The sequence below is a fragment of the Shewanella sp. Iso12 genome (assembly GCF_012030025.1).
In the GTDB taxonomy this organism is placed as follows: Bacteria; Pseudomonadota; Gammaproteobacteria; order Enterobacterales; family Shewanellaceae; genus Shewanella; species Shewanella algae.
The window spans coordinates 83,697-100,557 of sequence record NZ_JAAUHW010000008.1; the positions used below are offsets into that span (position 1 = coordinate 83,697).

Consider the following 16,861-nt stretch of genomic DNA (forward strand, 5'->3'; position numbering starts at 1 on the left):
TTCCGTCTGTCGCAGCTTTGAAGTGGCATACTCCGTCTCCTATTAACTAATCATTTGAAGTTGAATCATGACTGACTTATCAAAATACAGAAACATTGGTATTTTTGCTCACGTTGACGCGGGTAAAACCACTACCACAGAACGTATCCTGAAACTGACCGGCAAAATCCACAAGATGGGTGACAGCCATGACGGTACCACCACTACTGACTTCATGGAGCAGGAAGCTGAGCGCGGTATTACCATTCAGTCTGCTGCGGTAAGTTGCTTCTGGAAAGATCACCGCTTCAACATCATCGATACCCCCGGACACGTTGACTTCACCGTTGAAGTATATCGTTCTCTGAAAGTTCTGGACGGCGGTGTTGGTGTATTCTGTGGTTCCGGCGGTGTTGAGCCTCAGTCCGAAACCAACTGGCGCTATGCTAACGAATCTGAAGTTGCCCGTATCATCTTCGTAAACAAGCTGGACCGTATGGGTGCCGACTTCCTGCGTGTTGTTGGTCAAATCAAGCGCGTTCTGGCTGCGACACCACTGGTTATGACTCTGCCTATCGGTATCGAAGACGAGTTCAAGGGTGTTGTTGACGTACTGAACCGCAAAGCCTATGTATGGGATGAGTCTGGTCTGCCAGAAAACTACTCTGTAGAAGAAGTTCCAGAAGACATGGTTGATCTGGTTGAAGAATACCGTGAGCAACTGATCGAGACTGCCGTTGAGCAGGACGACGACCTGATGGAAGCCTACATGGAAGGTGAAGAGCCTTCTATCGAAGACCTGAAGCGTTGTATCCGTAAAGGTACCATCAACCTGTCATTCTTCCCCACATACTGTGGTTCTGCTTACCGTAACAAGGGTATGCAGCTGGTTCTGGATGCAGTTGTTGACTACCTGCCATCTCCAACAGAAGTTGAGCCTCAGCCTCTGACTGACCCAGAAACTGGTGAAGAAACCGGTGAAGTCGCTACTGTATCTGCCGATGAGCCACTGCGCGCACTGGCGTTCAAGATCATGGATGACCGTTTCGGCGCCCTGACCTTTATCCGTATCTACTCTGGTAAGCTGAAGAAAGGTGACACTATCCTGAACTCTGCTACCGGTAAGACCGAGCGTATTGGCCGTATGGTTGAGATGCACGCTAACGATCGTAAAGAGATCGATTCTGCTCAAGCCGGTGACATCATCGCTGTTGTAGGTATGAAGAACGTTCAGACTGGTCACACTCTGTGTGATCCTAAGCACGAATGTACTCTGGAGCCTATGATCTTCCCTGAGCCAGTGATCTCTATCGCTGTAACTCCTAAGGACAAAGGCGCTTCTGAGAAGCTGGGTGTTGCTCTGGGTAAGATGGTTGCAGAAGATCCATCATTCCAGGTTGAAACCGACCAAGAAACTGGTGAAACCATCCTTAAGGGTATGGGTGAATTGCACCTGGACATCAAAGTAGACATCCTGAAGCGTACTCACGGTGTTGAACTGACTGTTGGTGCTCCACAGGTAGCTTACCGTGAAACCATCACTCAAGCCGTTGAAGACAGCTACACTCACAAGAAGCAGTCTGGTGGTTCTGGCCAGTTCGGTAAGATCGACTACCGCATCCGTCCAGGCGAAGCTGGTAGTGGCTTCAAGTTCACCTCCAGCGTTGTTGGTGGTAACGTACCTCGTGAATTCTGGCCAGCAGTTGAAAGCGGCTTCGAAGACATGATGAACGAAGGTCCTCTGGCTGGCTTCCCAGTACTGGACGTTGAAGTTGAACTGTTCGACGGTGGTTACCACGCAGTTGACTCCTCAGCAATCGCGTTTGAAATCGCTGCCAAGGGTGCATTCCGTCAGTCTATGCCTAAGGCCAAGCCTCAGTTGCTGGAGCCTGTGATGAAGGTTGACGTGTTCACTCCAGACGATCACGTTGGTGACGTTATCGGTGACCTGAACCGTCGTCGCGGTATGATCAAGGATCAGGAAGCTGGTCTGACTGGCGTACGTGTTAAGGCTGACGTGCCACTGGCAGAAATGTTCGGTTACATCGGTCACCTGCGTACAATGACTTCTGGTCGTGGTCAGTTCTCTATGGAGTTCTCTCACTATGCTCCATGTCCTGCCAACGTGGCTGAGACTGTTATCGCAGAAACCAAGGCTCGTAACGCAGCCAAGAAATAAGGATTAATTATCCTGATAAAAACCCGCCTTGATGGCGGGTTTTTTTATGGGCGAATATCTAGTGCCGCGAAGCCAGCAGAATCAAACTTGCATTCAGCTCGGCGGATGCCGATGAATATCAATGGGCAATCGTATGGCAACTGTTTCCGAAAGTGGCATATGTGGCAAAGGAGCTACCTAAGATAAAGGAGATAAAGGAGCTGGGATTGGCAGAGAATTGCCGTGAGGAAGCCACTGCGAATATCAGTAGCTGGGGGAACCGAAATAGGTGAGCAGATAAACAAAAGCCAGCTCGATAAGCTGGCTTTGTGCAGGGCCGATAACGCGTGTTTATCAGTCTTCCAGGTTACCGCAGAAACGGTAGCCCTCGCCGTGGATGGTGGCGATGATTTCCGGTGTATCAGGCACACTTTCGAAGTGCTTACGAATACGACGGATAGTCACGTCAACAGTACGGTCGTGTGGCTTGAGCTCACGGCCGGTCATTTTCATCAGCAGCTCAGCGCGGCTGAGAATCTTGCCTGGGTTTTCCACAAAGTGCAGCATAGCGCGGAATTCGCTACGTGGCAGCTTGTAAGATTCACCCTGTGGGCTCACCAGAGAACGGCTGTTGATTTCCAGGCTCCAACCATTGAAACGATAGTATTCAACGGCAGCCTTTTCTTCAATTTCAGCGCCAGAGCTGTTGACACGAGTCAGCAGGTTACGGGCACGAATGGTCAGTTCACGAGGGTTGAACGGCTTGGTGATGTAATCATCGGCACCGATCTCCAATCCAAGGATCTTGTCCACTTCGTTGTCACGGCCAGTAAGGAAGATGAGACCGATATTGTTGATTTCGCGCAATTCCCGCGCCAACAGCAAACCATTCTTACCTGGCAGGTTGATATCCATAACCACCAGGTTCACCTTGTTTTCCTGCAAGGCTTTGTGCATCTCTGCGCCATCATTGGCTTCGGTTACCACATAACCTTCTGCCTCGAAAATACTTCTCAGCGTGTTACGGGTAACGGCTTCATCTTCAACGATCAGAATGTGCGGGTTTTGCATGTTATTTACCTAATTAAATCAGTTTATCTAACCATGAGCGCGGGTGACGCTCCGCTATACTCTCTAAAACGCCAACATTCACAGGGTTCACGTAAGTGCTGTTCAAAACTGAAATGAAACGGCAACACACTTCATGATTAGCAAAAAGTATGCTCTCCACCCGGAGAGGCGCGAACTGTACTGTCTAGGATTCCCAGTGGCGGGATTTAGTTCCTGAAAGACATGGAAAATCCAGAAAATGTCATCTTAAAACCAGATTACATTTGGTACAGAGTCGTTATCGATAGAGACTTATGCTGTAGCGTAATGGCGCTAGCCGGGTCACACACTTAACTCTAAGCCTCTGTCGATACAATCCATTGTACTAGGATTGGGCATTTGTTAACAAATGAAATGTTAACAAATTAATGTTTAACTATGATCTATATCACAAGTTTTTGCGTTACCTATTGAAAGATAAGCATTTTGTATTTTGTCTTACTGTGAGCTTGCTCACGGGGCTAGGGGAATGCAAAAGCCTTTGCTAGAATAAATCCGGTTCATTAGAGACAGATACTACAATGGATGCTGCATTTGAAAGTCTCTGGCAGTACTACCAGAGCGCATGCTTTTTATTGACTCAGTCGTTTTCTTCCGCTGTTCCTTTCGCTATTGTCACCGCCCATAATCCCCTTGGGCAAAAACTCACTTCTTGCCAAAACCGCCTTCTCGATCGGCAGCTACAACACGATATTGATAAGCTGGGCATTCCTTACCGGGCGATCATAGGCGCTGCCGATGATCTCAGTCATATGGAAAAAAGCTGGGCTCTGTTTCTGGATAAGGCCGCGGCAATAGAACTGGCATCAAAGTATCGCCAAAATGCCCTTTACTACGTTGATAGTGGGCTCTTGACCTTGGTGCCTTGCCTGAAAGGGGAGCGAGAGGTGGCGCTTGGACAGTTTGCTGCCAGGGCGCGCCTGGTCAGCGAGTTACCCGAGCTCAGTGACGGATGAGTTGAGGAAATTTCATCCTGCGCAAATTAGCATTGACTTCATAAGGACTTTATTGCTAATTTTTTCATCCCTTTCGCGAGAAAGGAACAGAAGAGGTGCGTTAACTAGGTAGTGAGTCAGAGGAGGCCAATTCTCCAATGACGGCTCATGAGGGAGATTAACGCCGAGGTCGGGATGCGTATTGGCTACGCTTCCGGCCGGTTGGTCAGGCTGAATCCTGGCGACTGTCACCTGGTTTTGGTGGAGAGCTTCTGGTGACGATCGCTGTTTCCCTGCTATGGGGTGCGTTATCTCTGCACCAGGCTCTTCGAACGTTATCTGTTCGGAGCTTAACTCATGAAATCTATTCTCGTTATCGACCTTTCCCTGTTACCTGCCTGTGGGGGAATGCGCTGATGTCTCTTGTTGTTGCCAAGTTTGGTGGTACCTCAGTTGCCGATTATCAGGCGATGAATCGCTGTGCCGATATAGTGCTTGGAAACCCGGCCACCCGTCTGGTTGTGGTCAGTGCATCCAGTGGCGTAACCAATCTGTTGGTGGAGCTGTCCCAGGCAGACATGGGGGATGAGCGCCGTCTCAAGCTATTGAAAGAGATAGCCACCATTCAATACGCAATTCTGGATAAACTTGGCAGACCGGCAGATGTTGCCGCGGCGCTGGATGCTTTGCTCAGCCGCATGGCAACGCTCAGTGCCAGGTTATTGCAGGCGCCGAGTCATGCTATGGTCGATGAGATCCTATCTTTGGGCGAACAGTGTTCTTCAGCGCTGTTTGCCGCGGTATTGAGAGAACGTGGTGCCAAGGCCAGCGCCTTTGATGTGCGCCAGGTGATGCGTACCGATAGCCATTTCGGTAAGGCCGAGCCACAAATCGCCGAGTTGAAGCGACTGGCGACAGAGAAATTGCAACCTTTGCTTGAGCAGCAACTGCTGGTGACCCAGGGCTTTATCGGCGCCGATGCCGATGGCCGAACCACTACGCTTGGGCGTGGTGGCAGCGATTATTCTGCGGCCCTTTTGGCTGAGGCGCTGGAAGCCGATGCGGTCGAGATCTGGACCGATGTAGAAGGGATTTACACCACGGATCCCCGACTGGCTCCCAACGCCAGGCCTATCGCAGAAATCAGTTTTAATGAGGCGGCAGAGATGGCCACTTTCGGTGCCAAGGTGTTGCACCCTGCCACTATCTTGCCGGCGGTGCGTCAACAGATCCAGGTATTTGTCGGCTCCAGTCGGGCACCGGAAAAAGGTGGCACCTGGATCCGTCACCAAGTGGAAGATGAGCCGGTATTCAGGGCCGTTGCGGTGAGACGAGATCAGACCCTACTTAACTTGCACAGTTTGCAGATGTTGCATGCCCAGGGCTTTTTGGCAGAGACCTTTGCCGTGTTGGCGCGGCACAAGATCAGTGTCGATCTCATTACCACCTCAGAGGTGAACGTGTCGCTGACGCTGGACAAAACGGGCTCAGATTCGGCCGGCAAGGGGCTTCTGACCGAAGCCCTGCTGCAGGAATTGTCGCAAAACTGCCGTGTGCGGGTGGAAGATAAGCTGGCTCTGGTGGCCATCATAGGCAACAAGATAGCCACTACTGCCGGGATCTGTCGCCGGGTATTTGAAGTGCTCGAACCCCACAACGTCAGGATGATCTGTCAGGGCGCCAGTCCGCACAATCTTTGTGTCTTGGTGTCGGAAGCCGAAGCCGGTGATGTTGTTGCCGCTTTGCATCGTAACCTGTTTGAAGGGGCTCAGGATGCAGCTTGAACATCTGCCGGTTGGGGAGTTGGCTGCCGGCCAGCCCTTGACCATACCTGTTTATCGCTTCAAAGGTACCAGCGATGCGGCGCCCAGCGTCTATATTCAGGCCAATGTGCATGGCGCCGAGGTGCAGGGCAATGCGGTGATTTTGCAGTTGCTGCAGTACTTCAAGGCTCATCCGCCTCTGGGAGATATCACCCTGGTGCCTCTGGCCAACCCCTTGGGGATTAACCAGAAAAGCGGTGAGTTTACCTTGGGCCGTTTCGATCCCATCACAGGTATCAACTGGAACCGAGCCTATCTGGATCAGGCCGTCCACCTGGATGACTGGTATCTGCAGCATAGTGAGCTGCCGGAGCAAGCACTGTTTGACGCTTTTCGTCGTCTTCTTATTGCCAACTGTGAACAGGCATTGGCCAATCCCTGGGGAGTGACGACCGGGCAGAGATTGGCGCTCAATCTGCAAAAACTGGCGCACGGCGCTAACATAGTGCTGGATCTGCACACCGGCCCCAAGTCCTGTAAACATCTCTATTGCCCCGAATATGAGCTGTCCGCTGCCGGCTACTTTCATATTCCCTATACCCTGGTGATGCCTAAAGGTTTTGGCGGCGCCATGGATGAAGCGGCCTTCAATCCCTGGTGGCAGCTCAGCGACTATGCCAATAGCCGGGGCAGAGAGCTGAAAGTCGCAGTGTCGGCCTTTACTTTGGAGCTTGGCAGCCAGGAGCGTATCGATCTTGCCGATGCCAGCCGGGATGCGGAAGGCATATTAAGTTATCTGAGCTATAGAGAGGTGATAGCCCAGAGCATACAGCCCGAGGTGATGTCGCGTTTTGCTTGTATGCTGAAAGACTATCGGAAGTTTCACGCACCTATGGCAGGTATGGTGGAGTATCTGGCCGAGCCGGGAGTACCTTTGGCTGCGGGCGCGCCTCTGGTCAATATGCTCAGGCTCGACCGAGTCGATGCCGGCACTGAAGTCACCAGGCTCTCGCTCAATGAGGATGTGATCCCTGTGCTGCATTTTGCCTCGGCGTCTGTGCACCAGGGTACTGAGCTCTACAAGGTGATGACCAACTACTTCACTCTTTCTGGTTAAGTCAAAACCGGATATGAAATCCTTTTTAGCGTCTACTATTCTGTAACTGGCTGATAATTTGTAATATTTTGTGTCTTTTGTTTCTTGTTTGTATCAATTGATGTTACAAGAATTAATCCCTTTGTATTAAGGGAGTGTTTTTGAGCATGGAAACATAAAACAACAATAAGCAGTCTTATAGGGAGTAGACAAGTGAAGAGTCAAGTTGCAATAGCCGTTTCAGCAGCGCTGTTATCTATGGCATTCCATTCAGAAGCCGCGCCAGTGAGCGTATCAGATCCATTTATTTCGTCGGATCTGCTTAGTGCGTCCAGCGGCCTCAAAGGACAACAGCAAGGGGTGGGGCAACATAAGTTTGTCAAAGAGCCTGGACTTGCAGAGGGTAAATACACTTATATAGTGCGCCTTAAAGATCCCTCTGTGGCGAATTATGCCGGTGGTATTGCCGGGCTTGAAGCCACCAGTCCACAACGAAGCCAAGGGCTGGCGCCCCAAAAGGCTCCCAAGCTGAATACCGCCAGTGTGGCGGTGAAGTCCTACGTGAAGTATTTGAATGCCAAACAACAGAACTTTTTAATGAGTGCCGCGGCCCAAGGGGTTCAGTTGCAGGCCAAGGCCAGATATCACTATGCCTTTAATGGCCTGGCGGTCACCATGGATCAGCAGCAGGCTGAAGCCCTGTCCAAGTTACCCGAAGTGGCGTTCATTGAGCGGGAAAGCCTCTATTCAATGGATACCGACAGCAGCCAGAGCATGATAGGTTCTCCCAAAGTGTGGGACGGCAGTGCAACAGGGACCCGGGCTATGGGTGAAGGGGTCATAGTCGGGGTGATCGATTCGGGGATCAACAGTGATCATCCATCCTTTGCCGACATTGGGGGAGATGGTTACGACCATACTAACCCCTGGGGGCAGGGGGTCTACGTCGGTGATTGTGCGGCAGAGTTTTCTGACATGTGCAACGACAAGTTAATCGGGGTCAGAAGTTATCCCGAGATTACCGACAGTTATGATGATGAAGAGGTCTTTGGCCCAACACCTCCTGCCAAGAATGGTGAGGATTATGGGGGCCATGGTTCTCATACTGCCAGTACTGCTGCGGGCAATATCCTTAAGAATGTTCCCTATGTTGCCGGTGAAGTCGGTGAGGCTCAGGGGGATGGCATTGAGACCGGGCTCGAATTTACACAGATCTCCGGGGTCGCCCCCCATGCCAACATTGTTGCCTATCAGATCTGCCGTCCGGGCAACAATGGCGATAGATATTCAGGTTGCCCCACATCGGCGATTCTCAAAGCGTTGGATGATGCCATTGCCGACGGTGTGGATGTGATCAACTATTCCATCAGCGGCGGTGGTTTCCCTTGGTCAAGCGCGACAGAGATGAGCTTCCTGGCTGCCCGTAATGCCGGCATCTTCTCAGCCGTATCAGCCGGAAATACCTCTGCCTCGGTTAGCCAAGTTCCCTTTTCTTCACCCAAAAATGCGCCTTGGTATACCTCAGTCGCGGCATCTACCCACAACCGGGAAGTGCGTTCCATTCTGGAGTTCAACGGTGACCAACTGGACTACACTCAGGGAACCGGGCCGGTAATGACTACAGATATCAGTGCACCTTTGGTGTATGCCGGTGACTTGGCAGCTGATAATTTCGAAGGTTGTAACGCCTTTGCCGCCGATGCGTTCAAGGAACAGTTGGCGCTGATTAAGCGCGGCGGTTGTAACTTTGCCGATAAGGTCAATAATGCCAAAGATGCGGGGGCAGTAGGGGTTATCGTCTTTAACAAAGACGGTGAAGGCAACGTCAGAACCAAGATGTCCGGACTGGGCAACACCAGTATCCCTTCTGTTTTCATCGGTAATATTGATGGCTTGGCTGTTGTGGATGCGCTGGCGGCCACGCCAGGGCTGGTGGCCAAAATCAATGCCACTCCATCGGCCGTTGAGCGTCAGGCAGATGTGTTGGGCGACTTCTCTCTACTCGGGCCAAATCGTTACTTCGATGTGATTGCGCCTTCGATTTCAGCACCGGGTGTGGACATCTATGCCGCTTATGCCGATGAGCAGTATGGCCATGAAGTAACAGGGACAGATCCTGCCGATTATACCCTGATGTCCGGTACTTCCATGTCCAGCCCTCATGTGGCGGGCGCCGGGGCGCTGCTGAAGTCGGCTCATCCTGAGTGGACACCGGATAATATCCGTTCAGCCTTGATGCTGACGGCAACTACGGCCAGTGCTATGACCAAGGCCGATGGCAAGACTACCGCGGATCCGTTTGATGTGGGTGCCGGCCGGATCCGGGTCGATTTGGCCGCCAAGACAGGGCTCATCATGGATGAGTTGGCGGACAATTATGAGTTTGCCAATCCAGAACTCGGTGGTGATCCCAGACGTTTGAATCTTCCCAGCATGTCCACTAGCCAATGTGTTAACAGTTGCAGTTGGACTCGAAAAGTCACGGCGACCAAAGACGGCGTATGGAGCGCTGCCGGGGTGGCGACGACTGAAGGGCTGAAAATAACGGTTTCGCCTGAAAACTTCACTCTGACCAAGGGGCAGTCACAGGTGGTGACTGTCACTGCCGATATCACAGGGGTGAGCTCCAGTGATTGGGCGTTTGGTAACCTGCTGTTGACCTCGAGCAACCACCCTGATGCGGCTATGCCGGTGGCGGTCAAGGCTTCCCGTGACAACCTGCCGGACAGCTTTACCATCCGGGCGGGACGAGATGCCGATGAGCTGACTTTCAGCCAGCTCAAATCGCTGGATATGACGGGACTGGATGCCGAGGTATCTGCCTTGGCACTGGCCGACAGCTTTGAAGGCGTGCTGAAGCAAGATTCGGATGTTGGCAGCTTCCTGGACGACATTACCGACGGCGTTGCCTACGTTGTTTACAGTGTTGAAGATGGTGCCAAGCTGTTCAATACGGCCATTACTGCCACCAACTCTCCGGATTTGGATCTCTATGTGGCAATAGACAGGGACGGTGACGGGGCGCTGGATGCCCTTGTTGGCCAATCGGCCAGAGCCGGTTCTGATGAATCTGTCAGCATCAGTAATCCAGAAGCCGGTGATTACTATATCTTTGTGCAAAACTATGAGGCCTCAGCCGCCAATGCCGAAGATCCCTTCACCCTGAAAACTTCAGTGGTAGAGGCAGGTCCGGCTCAGGACAACTTTACTCTGACCAAGACGGGTGATAACGAGGACTTCTCACTGAAGTTTGCCTGGAAGGATAATTTTGCCGCCAGCGACCTGGGTTATGCCGTAGTAACTCTGACGTCCAGCGATACCAGCATCGCGGCCAAGAACTTGCCGGTTGCTTTCAGCCGAGTCGTTGATGATGTGCAAATGCCTGCGGCCAGTGTACTCAGTGGTGAGATGGCCCCCGGACAGCCAGTAACCATGGCTGTAACTATTGCCGCCAATGCTTCCCCGGAGGCTCGGGAATATCAAATCAAGGCCATGGTGCCGGAAGGACATGAAGTCACGGCTATCAGCGACCAAGGAGAACTGGCTCAAGGAGTATTGAGTTGGACTCATGTGATGCAAACCGGCGATCCGGCCAAAACGCTGAGCTTCAAGTTTATCCCGCGTAAACAGGGGCAGGGCAATAAGCTGATATTGAGCAATACCGTAGTCAATGATACCGCCGAGGTGCTGACTCAGGAGTATCTGTTCGATGTTAAAGAAGGGGCTCCTGTTATCAAGGTTGATGCACCGGACCGAGTGGCAGAGCGCAAGAGCTTTGTTATCGATGCGTCTGCCTCGGCTGATCCCAATGGCGATGCTGTCAGTTATCAATGGACCCAGATTGCCGGTGCACCACTGAAGTTTGACAGCTCGGCGGCCAAGCTGGAGCTGACGGCGCCTGAAGTGGGAGGCCCTGGCGATTTGCTGACTTTCAATCTGAAGGTGAGTGACTCCAAGGGTAACAGCACCACAGAAACTGTCAGCATAGTGGTCTTTGACTTCGAGCGTGACAGTGGTGGTTCGCTGGGTTGGTTGTCGCTGCTATTGCTGCCTTTGGGGTGGCTGCGCAGGAAATCGAGCTAAGGAAGGTGTGAACAAGTCCTATGTGTGCTCTGCGTTGGCTTACAAGCCTGGATGTAAGGCGTGGTTTGCAGCAAATGGCCATAGTCCTTTGCACCTTCTCTAAGCCTTAAACTGAAAAAGGCTGCCAATTTGGCAGCCTTTTCTTTATCTGTTGTTAAGGTTTTACCGCCCTGACAATTGGATTCTGCAGACTTATCAGGGTCTCGGTAGATTGAATTTCGTCTATCGACTGGATACGGTTAATCAGCACGTGCTGCAGGGCATCTATAGATTGACACATCACTTTGACAAATACGCTGTAGTTGCCTGTGGTGTAGTAGGCTTCTACCACTTCTTCCAACTCATTGAGCTTGGAGATAGCGGCGGGATAGTCACCGGCACTCTTGAGATTGATGCCGATAAAGCAGCAGACATCATAGCCCAGAGCTTTGGGGTTAACCGTTATTTGGGCCCCGGTGATAATACCTGCCTGTTTCATCTTTTCGACCCTGACATGAATCGTGCCTGCGCTGACGCTGAAGCGTTTGGCCAGCTCGGCAAAAGGAGTTCGTGCATCCTGCATCAGGGCTTCCAGGATCTGATTGTCCAGTTGATCTCTTTGAAATGATGTATCCACAGCATCACGCCTAAATTGCTTGTAATCAGGCATGAATCTACGTGTTTTATTGTAAAATTGCCAGTCTTAAGGCGACTTTTGGCTCAACATCTATGGTGACGTTAGCCGTTATTGCTCACCTTCGGGCGCGAGAAAAGGCACAGGTGCACTGAAGCTCATGGGTTCGCCCGAGTAGGGATGCTTGATGCTGAGGCTGGCGGCATGCAGCAGCAATCTGGGAGCCAATCTTTTTGCCCAGGAGTCGGCGTAGAAACCATCGCCCAGAATGGGATGACCCAATGCCATCATATGCACCCTGAGTTGGTGTGAGCGCCCTGTGATGGGGATCAGCTTGACCAGAGTTGAATAGCGCCCCTTGCTGATCACTTCATAGTGGGTCAATGACGGCTTACCCACTTGATGATCGACTTTCTGTCTGGGTCTGTTGGGCCAGTCGCAGATGAGTGGCAGTTCTATACTGCCTTGAGTGGCCTTGATATGGCCGGCGACTCTGGCGTAGTAACTCTTTTGGGTTTCCCTGTCTCGAAACTGACGTTTCAGCTCCCGTTCGGCACTGCGCCTCAGTGCCAGCAAGAGCACGCCCGAGGTGGCCATATCCAGGCGGTGAACCACTTGTGCCTGTGGATGTTCGGCCAGGACTCTGGCATAGGCGCTGTCGTGATGGGCCGGATCCCGTCCGGGAACCGAGAGGAGTCCTGAAGGTTTATTGATGACTATGATGTCCTTGTCTTGGTAGAGAATATCCAGCCAAGGTTCGGTTGGCGGATTGTAGACAAAATCTGACATGTCATGGCCTCAATGAAAATGGACGGCAAAGATAACCGCGGCTGCAGGTAGATGCAAGCTCTTGGGCGTTGTTGCATCCAGGCTTCAGAGCAGGCTGGGAATTATTCGCACCTGCCTTTGGTTAATTTGAGCGCTTTACTTCTCTTTTACAACATGGGCAATTAGTATCTTAGTGTTTGAATTGAAAATGGATTGATATGGGAAGGCGCTCAGGTTACCTGTTGGAAGATTGGTTGGTTGACCCTCAGATGAGTACGCTGAGCCGCGAAGAGGCTCAAGTGCGGCTCGAGCTCAGGGTGATGCAGGTATTGCTGTGTCTTATCCATCATGCCAACACCCTGGTGAGCCGTGAAATGTTGATCCAGGAGGTTTGGCACGGCGGCATCATCACGGATAACGCCATTAACCGCATTATCGGCTTGCTGCGTCAGCATCTGCAGGATAATCCCAGAGAGCCACGTTTTATCAAGACAGTGCCCAAGCAGGGCTATGTGTTGATAGCGAAAGTACGCGAGACGACACTCGATGACGATTCGCAGGATGAACCTTTACCGGCAAAACTGGCAGACGCCGAGACTGAGCAAAAGATAGCAGCAGGCGGCAGCAAGTGGGGCTATTTGGGCGGCGCCTTCGGAGTGCTGGCGGCGGGTATTGCCAGTTGGCTCTATCTGGCTCCTGCCCAGGAAAACACCCAGCTTGAGTTGACAGATGTGGCCATCCGGCGTCTGACTCCACTGACTTCGCTCAATGGTCAGGAAGTCGATCCCAGCCTGTCCCCCGATGGCAGCATGCTGGCATTTTCCTATCGGGAACTGAACGCCGATAAGTGGCATATTGAGCTGATGGCGCTCGGCGACAGAGTCATCAAAACCATTCCTGTTGTGGATGATTACAGTCTGCGCTACCCGGCATGGCGCCATGATGGCAAGGCCTTGGCTTATTTGGCATTCAGTGAGACTCAGGGCTGTCGCATTATGGTGACAGAGCTGACCGAAGAGGGGATGCGAAGCCGCATAGTCAGCCAGTGCCATCAGACGACACAGTCGACCAGCATCGCCTGGAGTCCCTCTAACCGCTCGCTGTTTTATGTCGATGCCGAAGGGGTTGAAGGCTTCAAGCGCGTTTTTCTGCTCAGCCTCAGCGATGGTCGGCGTCAGCAGTTGAGTCAACCACATGTGGTGGGACGCGGTGACTATGCCTTGGCCTTGTCTCCCGACGGTCACAGTCTGGCCGTGCTGCGCAGTATCAACTGGTTTGACACCCAGATCTTACTGTTCGATATCGAATCCGGTGATTGGCAAAACCTGCAGCGGGTGGGGTATCCACTGCGCAGTATCGCCTGGGATAAAGGCGGTAACGCCTTGGTATACCGAGGTGAGGAGGGCCAACTTCACCGCTTGCAACTCAAACCCCGTAAGTTAACCCGGCTGACGAGCGTGTTGCAGGAAATCAATTCTCCCTCGGCCAATAGTGCCGGACGCATGGCGGCGGTTGTCGGTGAACTGTTTGAAGAGGAGATCTGGTTTTGGTCATCGCCCTTCGATGAGACTTCCAAACCGCAGCGCTTTGTGGCGTCCAGTCGCCGTGATACCGCCGGTACCTTGCGCCACGATGGCAAGGAGCTGATCTTTGTTTCCAATCGCAGCGGCTTGCCACAACTATGGCGTCGGGACGAACAGGGAACGGAGAAACAACTGAGTCGCCTGAGCACTTTTTCCCATATAGATGAACTCAGTTATTCAGCTGATGACAAGCTGGTGGCCGGCAGCCTCAACCAACAGGTGTTTGTCCTCAACCCTGAAAACGGTGAACTCAAGTTTTTCCCTCAGCTGGGCAATGTTCGTAATGTCAGTTGGGGGCGCAGCAGCAATGAGCTGCTGGCAGCGGTCAGTGTCGATGGTCGCTGGCAGATAAACAGTCTGCTATTGGACAGTGGCGAGCAGCAGCCTTTGCTGACGGATGGCTTTTCCGCCAAGTACGCCGCCGACGGTACTCTTTATTTTACCCGCCTATACAAGAAAGGGATTTGGCGCCTGAAACAGGGCGTCGAAGAACTCTTTTATGACCAATACACCCCCCACTTCGGCAGCAGTTGGCAACTGGCTTCCGAGGCACTCTGGTTGCTGCGGCCCAACGACAATGCCATGGGCATTCTCAAGATAGATCTCCACACGGGCAAGAGAGAGGGGCGCGACATTCCGATGGAGAAAGTTTCCCCAAGATTGCTGTCAGTGACAGATGACGGCCAGATTTCGCTGGCATTATTGGGGCCTGCCAATACAGATATAGTTGAAGTAATTAACTGATTTATAAGACATCACCTTTCCGTCACCTTTTCATTATGGTGCTTTTCCCTGCCTGAGATAGCTTTAGGGACAAGGTTGATTGCCTGACCACCAAAGCGCTTGGTTTTTACCCTGAGTACCGGGCCAAAAGGTCAAAGCAATCTCGGGCGCAGTTTGCGCCCACCCATTTCCCAGCAGGAGAAAAGACGATGAAAAGTTTGAATCAGTTTGTGAAAAATGCGATTGGATTTGCGTTACTTTCTACTCTGTTTGCTTTACCGCTACTGCTGGCGTCGACACCCACCAAGGGCAAGGATGAAGTCAATACGCCATCTCTGTGTGAGCCGTATCCAGAGTGTGTGATTTACAAGATCCCCGATGAGTCCATCAATCTATAACCGTCAGTGGAGGCCATCATGTTGCAGGTTACTCTATATTTGGTTGGTTCACTGAGCGCTTTTGTATTGGTGTACTACCTGTTTTTAAACTTGGTTCTTGCGTCCGAAGAATCAAGGTTGCTCGACCCTAAGGACAAATAACTCTCCCTTTCCAAGCCAAAGGGGCACGGTGTAAACCGCGCCCCTTTTTATTTATCCGGAAGCTTAGGAGAAGCTGTGACCGCCCACATGCATGATGCAAAAGGTCCAGACCACGAAAGCCAGAATACCGTGTACCAGAGCATAGAAGGCCTGATCCAGGCGACGTAGGCCGGCTGCTTGCCAGATAAGGTGCAGGTGCAGTCCAAGCACCAGAGGGAACAGCAACAACAAGGGATAGAGGGCGAATGGACTGGCATCTCCCAGCAGAGGTCGGGTCAACAACGACCAGAGCACCATAAAGGCGGTGATCAGCGGGGGCAGGGCAAGCCGATACTGCTCGGGATAGGGAAACATTACAGGTCCTTGATACAGCTGAATAAAGGCGGATCAGCGAACGGCTCTGGCTATCAATTGAGCCTTGGCTTGCAGCATTCCCGTTTCTCCGCCGGGCATATGGCCTTCAAAGTAATGTAAAGTCTCGAATTTGGCAAATCTGTGTTGTAGCTCACTCTGATTCAGCAAGAAGTCCGGGTTACTGGGGCGGCCAAACTTGGCCTGTTCCTGAGTAAAGGTCTCGTAAAACAACAAACCACCGGGTTTGAGCTGTTTGGCTATCCAGGGCAGCGAGGGGCGGTGCAGGTAGTTGAACACCAATACCACGTCGAAAGGTTGAAGCTCGGGCTTGTCGCCCTGCTCAAGGTCCCATTCAATGAATTGGCAGTGAGGAAACTGGCGCCATAGGTCATCAAAGCTCTCGGGATTGCGATCGATGAAGGTAACCTCGGCGCCCTGTTTGGCAAACCAATGGCCATTGCGCCCGGTGCCGCAGGCCAGGTCCAGTACTCTGAGCTCAGGTGTTATCTCAGTGTGCCGCTCAAAGGCTGTGATCAGTTCTGCTGTGTTCATCCCTTGATCTCCTTGCGGCTGTCTATTCTGCGTCTGTGAACTATAGAATAATGCCGCAAGCCCGCGGGCCCGTGTGACACTATGACCGACAGTAAAACCACAGTCACAAGCAACTCGCTCTTGTAGCTTGCCAGAGGAATAAACAGCAGGATCAGCAGCAGCTTCACCAGAGTCAATACTCCTTTCAGTTGGATAAGCCAGCGCCAATCCCTGACTATCTCCCACAGCATCAGGCAACTGCCGCTGGCCATGGCCATTATCCAATAGAGCTGCCAGCTTTCTCTGGGTACCGACAGCAAAATACCGCCACCGGCCCCGACTATCCCCAAAATGTGCAGGGCTCTGAGGCTGGTCTTACAAAGGCGCTGCAGCCAAAACTGCTTTTCAGACATCTGTGCTTTAGCCATGGCGATTATATCTGTGATCCAGAATACAAATTTTCCGTTAGCTTAGCAGCATTCGCCAATTGGCGACTATGCTTGATCCTGTATTTGTCGAGTCTTCTCACATGGAAATGCAGATCCCCAAAACGTTAACTTCGTCAGCTATACAGTACGTTAGCTGTGATTTGTATCAATATGTGACCGACTAATCTGCAAGAGTGC

13 protein-coding genes and 1 riboswitch are annotated in these 16,861 nt (G+C 52.0%); of the genes, 7 read left to right on the forward strand and 6 right to left on the reverse strand.

Features of this window, described 5'->3' with window-relative positions; translation table 11 throughout:
* Positions 1 to 67 precede the first annotated feature (67 nt).
* Positions 68 to 2,158 carry an elongation factor G gene (gene fusA / locus HCX89_RS14255; protein WP_096140981.1) on the forward strand — a complete coding sequence of 697 codons (2,091 nt, stop codon included), beginning with the start codon at positions 68 to 70 and terminating at the stop codon, positions 2,156 to 2,158.
* Positions 2,159 to 2,491: 333 nt separating this feature from the next.
* Here the strand turns inward: fusA and arcA are convergent, their stop codons facing one another.
* Complete coding sequence (gene arcA, locus HCX89_RS14260; RefSeq protein WP_025008928.1) at positions 2,492 to 3,208, reverse strand: two-component system response regulator ArcA; 717 nt, start codon at positions 3,206 to 3,208, stop codon at positions 2,492 to 2,494.
* 560 nt (positions 3,209 to 3,768) lie between these two features.
* Here arcA and HCX89_RS14265 point away from each other — a divergent pair.
* The 4 genes from HCX89_RS14265 (at position 3,769) to HCX89_RS23015 (ending at position 11,124) form a co-directional block, all read left to right on the forward strand.
* Positions 3,769 to 4,203: a DUF3293 domain-containing protein gene (locus tag HCX89_RS14265; protein ID WP_025008929.1), complete on the forward strand. Its 435-nt coding sequence runs from the start codon at positions 3,769 to 3,771 to the stop codon at positions 4,201 to 4,203.
* A gap of 82 nt (positions 4,204 to 4,285) precedes the next feature.
* Positions 4,286 to 4,462, forward strand: a riboswitch (Lysine riboswitch).
* 136 nt (positions 4,463 to 4,598) lie between these two features.
* On the forward strand, positions 4,599 to 5,966 hold the full coding sequence (lysC, locus tag HCX89_RS14270; RefSeq protein WP_025008930.1) for a lysine-sensitive aspartokinase 3: 1,368 nt from the start codon (positions 4,599 to 4,601) through the stop codon (positions 5,964 to 5,966).
* Positions 5,956 to 7,062, forward strand: coding sequence for a succinylglutamate desuccinylase/aspartoacylase family protein (locus HCX89_RS14275; RefSeq protein ID WP_167716501.1), 1,107 nt, complete (start codon positions 5,956 to 5,958; stop codon positions 7,060 to 7,062). The genes lysC and HCX89_RS14275 overlap by 11 nt, the downstream gene beginning before the upstream one ends.
* Positions 7,063 to 7,254: 192 nt before the next feature.
* Positions 7,255 to 11,124 carry a S8 family serine peptidase gene (locus tag HCX89_RS23015; RefSeq protein WP_368039299.1) on the forward strand — a complete coding sequence of 1,290 codons (3,870 nt, stop codon included), beginning with the start codon at positions 7,255 to 7,257 and terminating at the stop codon, positions 11,122 to 11,124.
* A gap of 154 nt (positions 11,125 to 11,278) precedes the next feature.
* Here the strand turns inward: HCX89_RS23015 and asnC are convergent, their stop codons facing one another.
* Entirely contained in the window at positions 11,279 to 11,740 is a 462-nt protein-coding gene (asnC, locus tag HCX89_RS14285; protein ID WP_025888669.1) for a transcriptional regulator AsnC, read from the reverse strand.
* A gap of 108 nt (positions 11,741 to 11,848) precedes the next feature.
* The gene (rluA, locus tag HCX89_RS14290; RefSeq protein ID WP_025008931.1) at positions 11,849 to 12,526 is read right to left on the reverse strand and encodes a bifunctional tRNA pseudouridine(32) synthase/23S rRNA pseudouridine(746) synthase RluA; all 678 of its coding nucleotides are present in this window, start codon (positions 12,524 to 12,526) and stop codon (positions 11,849 to 11,851) included.
* Between the two features lie 197 nt (positions 12,527 to 12,723).
* Between rluA and HCX89_RS14295 the strand changes: the two genes are divergently transcribed.
* Together HCX89_RS14295 and HCX89_RS14300 are read left to right on the forward strand one after the other, a co-directional pair.
* A complete protein-coding gene (locus HCX89_RS14295; RefSeq protein ID WP_167716503.1) occupies positions 12,724 to 14,832 on the forward strand; it encodes a winged helix-turn-helix domain-containing protein in 2,109 nt (702 codons plus the stop codon).
* A 188-nt stretch (positions 14,833 to 15,020) separates the two neighbouring features.
* Positions 15,021 to 15,209: a hypothetical protein gene (locus HCX89_RS14300; protein ID WP_025008933.1), complete on the forward strand. Its 189-nt coding sequence runs from the start codon at positions 15,021 to 15,023 to the stop codon at positions 15,207 to 15,209.
* Positions 15,210 to 15,413: 204 nt separating this feature from the next.
* Here the strand turns inward: HCX89_RS14300 and HCX89_RS14305 are convergent, their stop codons facing one another.
* Genes HCX89_RS14305 through HCX89_RS14315 form a run of 3 tightly spaced genes read right to left on the reverse strand, consistent with a single transcriptional unit; the run spans position 15,414 to position 16,663 of the window.
* On the reverse strand, positions 15,414 to 15,704 hold the full coding sequence (locus HCX89_RS14305) for a hypothetical protein (RefSeq protein WP_028779462.1): 291 nt from the start codon (positions 15,702 to 15,704) through the stop codon (positions 15,414 to 15,416).
* Positions 15,705 to 15,737: 33 nt separating this feature from the next.
* The gene (locus HCX89_RS14310; protein WP_144134139.1) at positions 15,738 to 16,256 is read right to left on the reverse strand and encodes a bifunctional 2-polyprenyl-6-hydroxyphenol methylase/3-demethylubiquinol 3-O-methyltransferase UbiG; all 519 of its coding nucleotides are present in this window, start codon (positions 16,254 to 16,256) and stop codon (positions 15,738 to 15,740) included.
* Positions 16,253 to 16,663: a hypothetical protein gene (locus HCX89_RS14315; RefSeq protein ID WP_025008935.1), complete on the reverse strand. Its 411-nt coding sequence runs from the start codon at positions 16,661 to 16,663 to the stop codon at positions 16,253 to 16,255. Before HCX89_RS14315 ends, HCX89_RS14310 begins: the two co-directional genes overlap by 4 nt.
* Positions 16,664 to 16,861 lie beyond the last annotated feature (198 nt).